Source organism: Saccharothrix xinjiangensis, assembly GCF_039527585.1.
GTDB classification, from domain to species: domain Bacteria; phylum Actinomycetota; class Actinomycetes; order Mycobacteriales; family Pseudonocardiaceae; genus Actinosynnema; species Actinosynnema xinjiangensis.
In genome coordinates, this window is record NZ_BAAAKE010000008.1 from 294,150 (window position 1) to 306,643 (window position 12,494).

Here is a 12,494-nt window from a genome sequence, read left to right on the forward strand (position 1 = left end):
CTCGGGTCACCCGGTGGCGCTCGGGCGCGCCGCCGGTCGGCAGCAGCTCTCGACCACCCGTTCCAGCCCGTCGTCACCCCGCGGCAGCCGGGTCCGCACGGGGCTCCAGGTCCGGCCGGCGAACAGCGCCGCGCCGTCGACCGGCGCGCCGAGCGCGAACGCCGCGGCCACCGCGGTGAGCAGCGGGACCGACGACGGGCTGTCGGTGTCGGTGGCCAGCGCCCTGGCGGCCGGGTCGATCTCGGCGACCAGGTCGGTGAGCGCGCGTCCCGGGCCCACTTCGAGCACCAGGTCCGCGCCGGCGATCGCGCGGGCGGCGGCCTGGTGGAACCGGACCGGCGCGAGGACCTGGTCCCGCAGCAGGCCGCGCACGTCGGCGTCGGCCCCGACCGGGCGGGCGGTCACGGTGGAGACGACCTCCCTGGTCACCGGCCCGAAACCGACGCCGGCCAGCACCTCGGCCATGGCGTCGGCGGCGGCCCGGACGCGCGGCGTGTGGAAGGCGTGCGGCGCCTTGAGCCGGAACGCGGGCACGCCGTCGTCCTCGGCGGCGGCGCACACCCGGTCGAGGGCGTCGGCCGCGCCGGACAGCACGACCTGGTGCGGGCTGTGGAAGCCCGCGACCACCACGTCCCGCCCCCGGGCCAGGTCGATCGCCCGCTCGGCCCCGGTGAGCAGGACGGCCATGCCGCCCGTGCCGTCGCCCGCGTCGGCCATCACCCGGCCGCGGTGGGCCGCGAGCGCGAGAGCCTGCCCGTCGTCCATCGCGCCGGCCCACGCGAACGCGGCGAACTCGCCCAGGCTGTGGCCGACCGCCACCGCCGCCCGCACGCCGACGGACTCCACCGCCCGCGCGGCGGCCAGCGAGCCGGCCACCACGCGGACCTGGCCGTCGCCCTGGTCGGCGGCGCGCAGCACGTCGGCCGCCGCGGGGAAGCGGCCGACCGCGCCGGCGACGCCGCCGCGCGGGCCCTGCGCCGGGAACAGCAGGGCGATCCTGGGCGGCGCGTCCCGCCGGTCGAGGAACAGCCCCTCCCCCGGCGAGAACGCGCTCGTCTCCCCCGCCTCGACCAGCTCGGCGAGCCGGGTGAACCGGGCGCGGGCCTCCTGCGCCGTCGCGGCGACGACGGCGGCGCGAACCGGGCGGCCGGACAGCTCGGCGGCGAGGGAGCCGGCCAGGTCGGCCAGGCGGGCGCGGTCGGCGCCCGCGACGAGCTCGGCCGGCCCCGCCAGCGCCGGGCGGAGCGACCCGTGGTCGGGCGCGTCGACCAGCAACACCTCCGCGTCGGGCAGGTCGCCCGGCCCGGTCGCGCCGGTTCGCGCGCTCATACCCGGACCACCTCGCTGCCGCTGTGCCCGTGGCCGGTGGGCCGGGTGGGCGCGGGGTCCGACGGCGCGCCGGCAGCCGCCTTCGCCTGCCGGGACTTGTCGCGCAGGTGCGCCGCCCACCAGCCCAGGCCGCGGATGAGGCACACGATCGCGGTGGCGAAGAACAGAGTGTAGACGATGTTGAAGACCATGAGGATGCCGTAGACGAACGCCACCCCGCTGCCGAACATGAACTGGTTGAGCGGTTTGGTCGGCGTCGTGCCCGGGTCGGTGATCATGTAGTTGGTGAACAGGACGAACGCGACGCCGGTCATCACGCCGAGCGCGTTGTAGAGCGACACGTCCCAGATCCAGTGCCGGACGAACGCCTGGATGGCGAAGCCGCCCATCCAGCCCACGATCAGCGGCACGCGCTTGGTGAGCATGCCGTTGATCACGGTGCCCGCGGTCGCGATGATGATCGGGATCATCACGCGCCAGAAGTAGTTGGCCTCCTCCGTGAACTCGTACGGCGGCGCGATGCTGATCCACGAGCCGAAGAACAGCAGCGCCATGGTGATGCCGAAGTTCGACGGGTTCATGTAGTGCCGCATCCGACCCGCGATCGGGGCCTGGAGGACGTGCTTGGCCGCCACGCCGCAGAACACGCCGAACAGCACCGGCCACAGCTGGTTGTTCGCGTAGAGCAGCATGTTCACCGCGAGCGCGGTGATGTGCGCGGGCAGCAGGAACTCGTAGACCCCGCGCGGGCCGTTGCCGAGGAAGCGGGGCGCGCGCCCGTTGGACCAGGCGCTGATCACCTCCAGCGCGATCTCGGTGAGGTAGCCGGTGAGCACGGCGATGATCGGCCACAGCCACGGCTGCTCGAACCCGAGCAGGGTGTAGCCGAAGGTGTTGAACACGCTGATGGAGAGGGCGAAGTTGCGCAGCGCGACGTAGCGGGGGTCCAGCTTGGGCTTCTTCGGCGCGGGGATGGTCGGCGACGCGGGAGGCGGTGAGCCCGCCCCCGCCCGGTCGGTGTCGGCGGTGGCGCTCATCGGCCCGGAACCTCCTGTGCGGTGTCGGTCAGGACGAGGGTGCGGTCACCCTGGTCGAGCTGCGTCGTCTGCTCGTGCAGGCGGCCGTCGAGGTCGCGCCAGCAGAGCTTCACGGTCACCGGCCCGGTGTGGTCGCCGAAGCCGAAGTGGACGTCGAAGCTGCGCTTGCCGCCGTGGCCGCTGCCGCCGTCGAGCTGCGAGACCTGCTTGCGGCCGTCGGGCGTGGTGGCCTCGACGGTGGCGCCGTACACCGGCGTCCCCGGTCCGGACAGGCCCGTCCTCGGGCCCTCCACCGGCCGGTACAGGTGCAGCGTCAGGTAGCCGCCGCGGTCGGGCGCCTCGTTGGCGTAGAACGAGGGCGGGCCCCACTGCCGGGCGATGGCGAGGTCGAGCGCGCCGGTGCGGTTGGTGTCGCCGGTGGCGATGCCGCGGCTGGGGTGGTGCACGCCCAGGCCCAGCTCGCCGGTGATGTTGACGAACGTGTCGTGGTGGCGGCCGCGGGCGAAGAACGCGGGCGCCTCGTGGCCGGAGATGTCGTCGCCGGGCTGCATGTTCGGCCACATCGCCGGGTTGGAGACCAGCATGTCGTTGGACATGGCCAGCTCCTGGAGCCAGGGCCAGCGGTCGATGTCGCCCTTGACGAAGCCGGTGGTCTGGACGACGTCGAGGTTGCCGGTGTTGGCGAAGTCGCCCATCTTGATGTCCCAGCCCCAGCCGGACCACGCGGTGTTGAACTCCTGGGCGCGCTGGGTGAAGTCGGCGACGCCGCGGCCCATCGCCTCGGCCATGTCCCCGGGGCTCGGGGCGTCGTTGACCCACAGGAAGTGGCTCTCCTCCAGGCCCCAGGCGGTGGTGATGTTGCTGACGGCCATGTCGAAGCTGCCGTTGCGGTCGACGTCGCCGAAGTCGACGCCCATGCCCTTGAAGGAGTCGTTGCCGACGATGAAGGACTTGGGCGTGGTCGGGGTGCGCTCGCCCTCGACGACGGAGAACTTGATGGCGTCCTCGGACGAGGTGTTGTGCAGCATGAAGTCGTGGCCGAAGTCGTTGGCGATGTAGACCTCGGGGCGCCCGTCGCCGGTCATGTCGGCGTTGCTCAGGCCCAGGGTCCAGCCGTTCGCGGCCAGGTAGGGGATGGCGTCGGTCTCCTGGGAGTAGGCGGCCGCGGGCTCCTCGCCCGCGGTGCCCGACTCCCAGCGCAGCACGTGGCTGCCGCCGCCGTTGAGGGCGCGTGAGAGGGAGTCGTTCATCGTCACGTTGTTCTGGCCCTGCGGGTCCAGGACGTCGGAGTCGGGGAAGTAGTTGCCGATGATGATGTCCGGTCGCCCGTTGCCGGCGAGGTCGCCGACGGTGACGGCGTTGGTGTGCCACTTCGGGCCGTGGTAGTCGCCGTCCACGGTGACCTGCGGGACGAGTTCCTGCGGCCGGTAGGAGTCGAGGGCGACCTCCTCGGCGCCGGCCTTGGCCAGGAACAGGACGGGCGTGCGGCCCCAGTAGGTGACCAGCAGGTCGGTGCGGCCGTCCACGTTGTAGTCGCCGGGCGTGCAGCCGGTGGGCGCCATCGCGCGCCCCATCGGCAGCGGCGCGGGGTCGAGCAGGAACGGGTCGAACCGGTCCTCCTCCGGCGCGTTGGGCGCGTAGGTCACGACGACCTCGTCGGTGCGCGGGTCGACGATGCACAGCGAGCTGGGGCGCCCGCTGCCGGTGAGGTCGTTGAGCGCGACGCCCGCGCCGACCGAGGACACCCAGCTGCGGATGCGGAAGTAGGCCGGGTTGACCTCCCGGATGTCCTTCATCTCCCGGTCCTGGTAGCCCGGGGGCAGCGCTATGGGCAGCTCCCGGAACTTGTACTGCGCGGCGATCTCGTCACCCCCGGACACCGCGACCGCGTTCTGCGACACCGAGAACAACAGGGCGGCGACGAGGATCGTCACCACCCCCGGCACAAGCCTGCGCGTTCGTCCTGCGAATTCAGCCATGATCTCCCCGCCGACCGCCGTCGGGATTTTCTCCCGCGAGGCTCACTGGATTGGTAGCGACAAACGGCGTGCCGCGGCCACCGGGCCCGGGGTGTTCCCGTTCGGGCGTCGACCCGGGTCGACGGCGTGCACAGCCGGCCAACTCGGGAACCAGTATGGGAGCGGCCGTCTCGGCGCCACTTCTCCCGACTTGCCGAGGGGGCGGTCGTTCAGGTGGGAATTCGTCCGCGGTGTGGAACGGAAAGTCACCGGCGTTCACGTGCATTTCGGTGGTTCCGGGGAAATCGGCGCCACGAACAAGGGGCGGGACCCCCGAGGAGGTCCCGCCCCTTGTTCGCGCCCGGATCAGGACAGGGCGTGCAGGCCGTTGCCGTTGAGCACGTAGGCGGGCACGACACCGCCCGCGTCCGCCCGCACCAGGTCGACCACGGCCTTGCCCGCGATCTCCGGGGTGAGCAGCGGCATGTGGTGGCGCAGGAAGTCCTCCACCTCCAGGCCCGCGCGGGCGGCGTAGGCCTCGACGCCCGCCCGGCCGACGCCGGTCGACGGCGCGAACCGGGGCAGCACGGCGGTGAAGGTGATGCCCAGGCCCGCGCCGCGCGCCTCGCCCTGCGCGTAGGCGGCGATGTAGCGCTGGGTGGCCTTGGCTCCGGCGTAGCCGCCGCTCAGCGGCGACCCGTCGGCGTTGAGGGCGGCGCCGCTGCTGAACACGACCACCCGGCTGCCCTGCGGCAGCGGCGTGAGCAGCGCCTCGCGCAGCCAGTGGAACGCGATCCGCACGTCGGTTTCCCAGTTGGCGGAGAACGTCTCCCACGTCTGCTGCTGGAGCGGGCGCATGTGCGGGACGGCGCCCGCGACCAGGACGACCACCTCCGGGTGGTGGCGGTCGATGAGGTCGGCGGCGACCCTGGGGTCGCCCGCGTCGGCGATCTCGTGGCGGATCGGGCTCGCGCCGGTGTCCGGGAACTCCGCCGGTGTCCGGGACACCGCGACCACCGGCGCCCCCGCCTGGGCCAGCGCGGTGGCGATTCCGTGGCCCAGGCCCCGGCTCGCGCCGACGACGATCGCGGTCCTGCCGGACAAGTCGCCCATGATGGGTCCTCCCGCTCGTGGTGTTGGTCGTTCTCCGTGCCTGTCCGTTCGGTGGCGCACCCCGGCGCGGGGGCGGGCGCCGGGGTGCGCGGGCAGCCCTCGGGGCCGCCGACCCGGGGTGGTTACGACTGGTACCTCGTGCCGTTCCACCAGTTGTCGCCGGGACCGGTCGCGCCCTCGACGTCGTAGCGGTCCTTGAAGCGCCACCAGTCCCAGGGGTGCTCCAGCTGGTCCTCCTGGCGCCCGAGGTGCGTGATGTCCAGGTAGTTGTAGAAGTTCTTGAAGATGTCGCCGCCCCGGTCGAAGATCGAGTAGGTGAAGTACGCGTCGTCGCCCTCGCGGTAGAACGCGCTGACGCCGGGCGACTCGCCCTGCTCGGTCGAGACCTCGTAGTCGTAGTTGAAGTCGCTGCCGTACGACGAGTACCACGGCATGGTCCAGCCCATCCTGGCCTTGAAGGCCTGGAAGTCGGCCAGCGGCGCGCGGGAGACCATGGCGAACGTGGTGTCCCTGGCCCGCATGTGCGCCAGCTCCCCCACGCTGTCGGCCTGCATCGAGCACCCGATGCAGCCCTCCTCGGCCCCCGGGCTGTACATGTAGTGCCGGACGACGAGCTGGCGGCGGCCCTCGAACATGTCGAGCAGCGTGAGGGTGCCCTGCGGCCCTTCGAAGAGGTATTCCTTCTCGACCTTCACCATCGGCAGCGCGCGCCGCTCCGCCGCGATCCTGTCGCGCGCCTTGGTGACTTCCTTCTCCTTCTCCAACAGGGCCTTGCGGGCTTCCAGCCACTCCGCCCTGGAAACGACTCGGTTCATCAGTTCTCCTCCTGGGTGCCGACGCGGTCGGCTCCGCCGATACCCGGGACATCGCCCGAGGGTCGATCTGCCGCGGTCCTGGATCCCCGACTTCCAGATTCCCCGCGTGCCGGGGTCCCCGCTTCTCCGAGGTTGGCCTCTCGCCGGAAAAGGGCTCAGGCCGCGTTGTCGCGTTCTTTGAGGGTGCGGCGCTCCACCTTGCCGACCGGTGTGCGCGGGATGCGGTCGACGAACCCGATCCGCCGGATCTTCTTGTAGGGCGCGACGCGTTCGGCGACGAACGCCATCAGCTCCTCGGGCGTGGCCGGTTCGCGGGTCACGACGAAGCCCTTGGGCACCTCGCCGGCCTGCTCGTCGGGCACGCCGACGACGGCGGCGTCGGCGACCTTGGGGTGGGTCAGCAGGACGGCTTCCAGCTCGACCGGCGACACCTGCTGACCGTTGTACTTGATCAGCTCCTTGATGCGGTCGACGAGGAACAGCTCGCCGTCGGCGTCCACGTGGCCGAGGTCGCCGGTGCGCAGGAACCCGTCGGGCTCCAGCACCCGCCGGGTGGCCTCCTCGGCGTCGAGGTAGCCCTTCATCACCTGGGGGCCCCGGATCAGCACCTCGCCGTCCCGGTCCGGCCCCAGCACCTCGCCGGTGTCGACGTCGACGACCTTGCACTCGACGCCGGGCGCGGGCCGGCCGACCGACGCGGGCGCCGCGGGCACGCGGTCCTGCATGAACGACACCATGGACTCGGTGAGGCCGTAGCCCTGGGCGATGTCGCAGCCGACGCGCCGCCGGACCAGGTCGGCGACGGCCGGGTCGAGCGCGGCGCCGCCGGAGACGATCGAGCGCAGCGAGGACAGGTCGTAGCGGTCGACCAGCGGGCTGCGGGCCAGCAGGACCGCCATCGTGGGCACGATGTAGAGGTGGGTGACCCGGTGGTCCTGGATCGCCTTGAGGAACGCCTCGGGGTCGAAGCGCCGCATGGTGACCATGGTCGAGCCCTGGACGAGGCTGGCGTTCATCATCATGGTCAGCCCGAAGGCGTGGTGGAATGGCGGCACGGCGAGCACCCGGGCGCCTTCGCCGCTGGGGGCGACGAGGCTGGTCAGGAGCGCCTTGGCGATCATGTTGCGGTGGGTCAGCACGACGCCCTTGGGGTGACCGGTGCTGCCGCTGGAGTGCAGCAGGGCGGCCATGTCCTCCGCCGGGTCCACGTCCGGTTCGGGCGGCGGGCCGTCGACCGGCAGCGCGGAGAACGGCGTCGTGCCGGCGGCCTCGCCGAGCACGACGACCTCGTCGACCGGTGTGCGGCGGGTCAGCTCCAGCGCCTTGTCCGCCTCGGCCGGCACGGTCACCAGCAGCCGCGCGCCGGCCTCGGTCAGGCGGGCGGCGAGGTCGTCGGCGGTGTCCAGGGGGTTGAGCACGACCACCGCGCCGCCCGCCGCGACGGCCGCGTGCACCACGATCGGGTACTCGGGCACGTTCGGCGCGAGCACGGCCAGCACGTCGCCCCTGCCGAAGCCCCGGGCGCGCAGCCCGGCGGCGGCGCGGCGCACGGCCGTCACCAGTTCGGCGTAGGTGTACCGGGTGGCGCCGTCGACGTCGACGATGGCGACCGCGTCGCCGTGCCGCGCCGCCCGCTCCAGCACGAACGAGGTCAGCGACGTGTCGGGGATCTCGACGGGCGGGCCGGTGACGATCACGGCTTCACGTCCGCTTCGGCGCGCTTGTAGGTGCTCAGGCCGGGCTGGTAGCTGCGCTTCTCGAACTGCCGGAGCGCGACGTTGATCCACTCGTTGCCGCTGAGCCGGGACAGCTCCCACAGCTTGGCCTGGTCGTAGTCGATGGCGGCGGGCAGGTCCAGCTCGGTGGTGCGCTCGTAGACCTGCTTGGCCAGGTGCAGCGTGACCGGGTTCTTGTTGACGATCTTGGCGACGAGCCGGTCGGTCTCGGCGTCCAGCTCGGCGGCGGGCACCGCCTTGTTGACCAGGCCGTGCTTCTCGGCCTCGCGGCCGGTCATGGTGTCGCCGGTGAGGATGTGGTACAGCGCCTGCTTGCGGGCCAGGTTGTGGGTGGCCGCCCAGGTGGCGCCGCCCGCCGGGAAGATGCCGAAGTTGATCTCGGACAGGCCGAACAGCGCCGCCTCGTCCGCGACGGCCAGGTCGCACAGCCCGGTGACCAGGAACCCGCCGCCGAACGCGAACCCGTTGACCTTGGCGATGGTCACGGCCGGGAACGCCTTGAGGCGCTGGAACCACTTCAGGGCCACCAGGTTGGTGCGGTAGAACAGCTGCGGGTCGTCGAAGGGCCGCAGGAAGCACTCCTCCAGGTCCATCCCGGAGCTGAAGCTGTTGCCGACGCCGGTGACGACGACCGCCTTGACGCCGCCGTCCTCCTCGATGCGGTCCAGGGCGGTGTTCATGTCCCGGTGCATCTGGGGGTTCATCGCGTTCTTCTTGTCCGGGCGATTCAGGTGAACGGTGGCTTTCGGGCCTTCGATCTCCAGGTTGACGGTTTCGAGCGTGATCATCCGTGCCCCACTTCCGGTCGGACTGCGTACACGAGCGGCGGCACGAGGATCACATGATCGACAATGGTATGGCTTCTCACGGCTTGCCTTGACCGGACAATGCCCGCCCCAGCACCTTTTGCAAAGGTAACTGGTGCTACTTTGAAACCACCCGGGCAGCGCAGGGGTAATACGCCCGTACGTCGGCAGCCGGACCACTGCCGGCAAGCTGCGCACCGCCGCCGTGCCGGCTTCTGTACCGATGCCGAGCAGCGTTGATGTCGTTCCGAAATACCCGATCGGAGCACCGGCACGAGCTCGCCTATTAGGGCGACGAGCGTGAGCAAGTTTGGAGTAGCAGCACCGAGGAGCGCTCTGCAAAAATTTTGTCGTTCGCTTGTCGGAGACGACCGACCGAATCGGGGACGAGCTTGACTGCCCTGCGCGTGCCGCACAGCGGGATCCCGACGACCACCCGGTCGCCGGCGCAGTTGACCAGACCCCCGCGGTCGAGACGCGGGTCGACGCCGAACGGGTGAGTTCCCCGGTGGCGCGGCCCGCGTCATTCGGGTCCGCGCCCGGCGCGCCTTTCCGCTTTCCCTTCATCCGGTTATCCCGGGCGCGGCCGGGACCGCGCTCGGGAAGGCGTGCGCGCACACCCGGCCGCGGCGTCGCGCCGCGGGAACCCCGCCCGCCAGGAAGGAGTCAGCTCGTGACCTCCACAGCCAGATGGCTGCGCAGGCAACTGCCCGGTGTCATGGCGCTCGTGCTCGTCGCGGCCACGTTCTTGGTGGCCCGACTGCCCGAGGTGTCGGCGCAGGAGAAGCAGGACCTCGCGTCGCGCTTCGGCTTCGCACCGGAAACCGTCGCCCTCCCGGGCGGCCACACCCAGCGGTCCATCCGCGCGGTGAACCAGCGCTACCGGCACATCGACGCCTGGATCTCCTCGGTCGGCTCGGCCGTCGCGCTCAACGACCTCGACGGCGACGGCCTGGCCAACGACCTGTGCTACGTGGACGTGCGCGTCGACCAGGTGATCGTCACCCCGGCGCCGGAGCCGGGGAAGGAGCGGCGCTACGAGCCGTTCGCGCTCGGTCCCGGGTCGCTGCCGGTCAACGACGTGATGGCGCCCATGGGCTGCGTGCCCGGCGACTTCAACGAGGACGGCCGGGTCGACCTGCTGGTCTACCTGTGGGGCCGCACCCCGATCCTGCACCTGGCCAGGGCGGACGCCGCCGGCCTCGGCCCGGGCTCCTACCGGGCGACCGAGCTGGTCCCGGGCGCCTCGTCGGGCCGCTACGACGGTCCGGAGTGGAACTCGAACTCCGCGACCGTGGCCGACTTCGACGGCGACGGCCACGACGACGTCTACATCGGCAACTACTTCCCCGACGGCCCGGTGCTGGACCCGTCGCAGGGCACCGGCGTGGAGATGAACGCCTCCATGTCCTCCGCCCTCAACGGCGGCCCGGACCACCTGCTGCTCTGGGCCGGCGGTTCGGCGGGCGACGAGCCCTCGGCGCTGTTCCGGGAGGCGCCCGGCGCGATCCCGTCGGACGCCTCGCGCGGCTGGACCCTCGCGTCCGGCTCCAACGACGTCGACGGCGACCTGCTGCCGGAGCTGTACGTGGCGAACGACTTCGGCCCCGACCGGCTGCTCCACAACGAGTCCACGCCGGGGAAGCCGGCGTTCCGGGTGGTGGAGGGCTCGCGCGGCCCGCTGGAGCCGCGGTCGAAGAACGTCGGCATCGACTCGTTCAAGGGCATGGGCGTCGACTTCGGCGACCTCAACGGCGACGGCGTGTACGACATGTACGTCAGCAACATCACCACGTCGTTCGGCATCGAGGAGTCGCACTTCGCGTTCCTCAGCACGGAGGACGACCCCGCCGCGGTCTCCTCCGCGCTGGCCGCCGGCGAGGCGGTCTGGGAGGACGAGAGCGGCCCGCTGCAACTGGCCTGGTCGGGGTGGGGCTGGGACGTCAAGCTCGTCGACTTCGACAACAACGGCGAGCTGGAGGTCGCGCAGGCGACCGGTTTCGTCAAGGGCGACGTCAACCGCTGGCCGCAGCTCCAGGAGCTGGCGACCGCGAACGACGCGCTGCTGGCCAACCCGATGTGGTGGCCGGTGGTCGGGCCCGGCGACGACGTGGCGGGCCACCAGCGGTTCCACCTGTTCGCCAGGAACGGCCGCGGTTTCTACACCGACGTGTCGCCGTCGCTGGACCTGGACGTGCCGGTGCCCACCCGCGGCATCGCGACGGGTGACGTGGACGGCGACGGCAGGCTGGACATGGCGGTCTCCCGGCAGTGGGAGGACCCGGTCTTCTACCGCAACACCGCCGACTCCCCCGGCGGGTTCCTGGGCCTGCGCCTGACGCACGGGGCCGGGGTGAGTTCCGGGTCGTTCCCCGGCGCGGGTTCACCCGTGATCGGCGCGCAGGTCGAGGTCACCACGGCGTCGGGCCGCACGCTGGTCAACCGCGTCGACGGCGGCAGCGGGCACTCCGGCAAGCGCAGCCACGAGGTGCACTTCGGGCTCGGGTCCGAGGACGGGCCGGTGCGGGCGCGCATCACGTGGCGCGACCGCGGCGGCGAGGTGCGCCGGCAGGAGATGACACTGAGGCCGGGTTGGCACGACGTGCTGCTCGGCGAACGGGCCGAGGAGAAGTGACCGACATGGCCGACACGACGACCCCGACCGCGCCGCCGCGGCACGACGCCAAGATCATCACGGCGCTGCGGCGGTTCGCGATCTCCATCAGCGTGTTCAACGTCCTGGGCTACACCGTGCTCGGCTTCGAGCAGCCGTGGCTGTGGCCGTTCCTCGCCCTGGCCACCGCCTACGCCGTGGAGATGGGGCTGGAGCTGGTCTCGGCCCGGCAGGAGGGCCGGGCGCCGCGGTTCGCCGGCGGCGGCGTCCGGGGCGTGGTCGAGTTCCTGTACCCGGCGCACATCACCGCGCTGGCGGTGAACATGCTGACCTACGTCAACGACCAGGTCTGGGTGATGATCTTCGGCGTCACCGTGGCGGTCGGGGCGAAGTGGGTGCTGCGGGCGCCGGTGCGCGGCCGGCTGCGCCACTACATGAACCCGTCGAACTTCGGCATCGCGGTGATCCTGCTGGTGTTCCCGTGGGCGTCGATCGCGCCGCCGTACCACTTCACCGAGCACGTGGGCACGTTCTGGGACTGGGTGATCCCGCTGGTCATCCTGGTCGCGGGCTCGATGCTGAACGGGATGCTGACCAACCGGCTCTGGCTGATCATGGCGTGGCTGGTGGGGTTCGCGTTGCAGGCGGTGGTGCGCGGCGTGCTGCTGGACGTGTCGATCCCGTCGGGGCTGGGCATGATGACCGGCGTCGCGTTCATCCTGTTCACCAACTACATGGTGACCGACCCGGGCACGTCGCCCTCGCGGCCCGCCTCCCAGGTGGCGTTCGGCGCGGGCGTGGCGGCCGTGTACGGGCTGCTGATGGGCATGAGCATCCCCTACGGCATCTTCTTCGCCACGGCGATCGTGTGCCTGATCCGCGGCGGCTTCCTGTGGGCGCTGCACTTCGTGGACCGGAGCCGGGAGTGGCGCCCGGCGGAGCAGGTCGGGACGGGGCAGGTCGCGGCCGGCGAGGTCGCGGAGGGGCAGGTCGCGGAGCGGTCCTCGGCGGACCCGGCGCGCAACGGCGCGCTGACGGGGGGCGGGGTCGTGCGGACCTGAGCCCCGGGAGCGCGGAGGGCGGCGA

The 12,494-nt window shown here is 71.8% G+C and carries 9 protein-coding genes; 2 read left to right on the forward strand and 7 right to left on the reverse strand.

The annotated features are described in order from the left end of the window. Window positions 1-6 precede the first annotated feature (6 nt). The 7 genes from ABD223_RS19805 to ABD223_RS19835 form a co-directional block, all read right to left on the reverse strand. Entirely contained in the window at window positions 7-1,329 is a 1,323-nt protein-coding gene (locus tag ABD223_RS19805; protein ID WP_344037784.1) for an ACP S-malonyltransferase, read from the reverse strand. After that, complete coding sequence (locus ABD223_RS19810) at window positions 1,326-2,366, reverse strand: enediyne biosynthesis protein (RefSeq protein ID WP_344037785.1); 1,041 nt, start codon at window positions 2,364-2,366, stop codon at window positions 1,326-1,328. The genes ABD223_RS19805 and ABD223_RS19810 overlap by 4 nt, the downstream gene beginning before the upstream one ends. Next, window positions 2,363-4,300, reverse strand: coding sequence for an ASPIC/UnbV domain-containing protein (locus ABD223_RS19815; RefSeq protein ID WP_344037786.1), 1,938 nt, complete (start codon window positions 4,298-4,300; stop codon window positions 2,363-2,365). The genes ABD223_RS19810 and ABD223_RS19815 overlap by 4 nt, the downstream gene beginning before the upstream one ends. Before the next feature lie 390 nt (window positions 4,301-4,690). After that, the gene (locus tag ABD223_RS19820) at window positions 4,691-5,437 is read right to left on the reverse strand and encodes an SDR family NAD(P)-dependent oxidoreductase (RefSeq protein ID WP_344037787.1); all 747 of its coding nucleotides are present in this window, start codon (window positions 5,435-5,437) and stop codon (window positions 4,691-4,693) included. A gap of 122 nt (window positions 5,438-5,559) precedes the next feature. Continuing rightward, entirely contained in the window at window positions 5,560-6,252 is a 693-nt protein-coding gene (locus ABD223_RS19825) for a DUF899 domain-containing protein (protein WP_344037788.1), read from the reverse strand. Between the two features lie 155 nt (window positions 6,253-6,407). Beyond that, a complete protein-coding gene (locus tag ABD223_RS19830) occupies window positions 6,408-7,949 on the reverse strand; it encodes an AMP-binding protein (RefSeq protein WP_344037789.1) in 1,542 nt (513 codons plus the stop codon). Then, window positions 7,946-8,776 (reverse strand): p-hydroxycinnamoyl CoA hydratase/lyase, encoded by an 831-nt coding sequence (locus tag ABD223_RS19835; protein ID WP_344037790.1) that lies wholly within the window; start codon window positions 8,774-8,776, stop codon window positions 7,946-7,948. The genes ABD223_RS19830 and ABD223_RS19835 overlap by 4 nt, the downstream gene beginning before the upstream one ends. A 691-nt stretch (window positions 8,777-9,467) precedes the next feature. On the opposite strand from ABD223_RS19835, the gene ABD223_RS19840 reads away from it, so the two are divergent. Both ABD223_RS19840 and ABD223_RS19845 read left to right on the forward strand, forming a co-directional pair. Continuing rightward, on the forward strand, window positions 9,468-11,429 hold the full coding sequence (locus ABD223_RS19840) for a CRTAC1 family protein (protein WP_344037791.1): 1,962 nt from the start codon (window positions 9,468-9,470) through the stop codon (window positions 11,427-11,429). Between the two features lie 5 nt (window positions 11,430-11,434). Continuing rightward, window positions 11,435-12,469, forward strand: a complete 1,035-nt coding sequence (locus ABD223_RS19845; protein WP_344037792.1) for an enediyne biosynthesis protein — start codon at window positions 11,435-11,437, stop codon at window positions 12,467-12,469. Window positions 12,470-12,494: the final 25 nt, after the last annotated feature.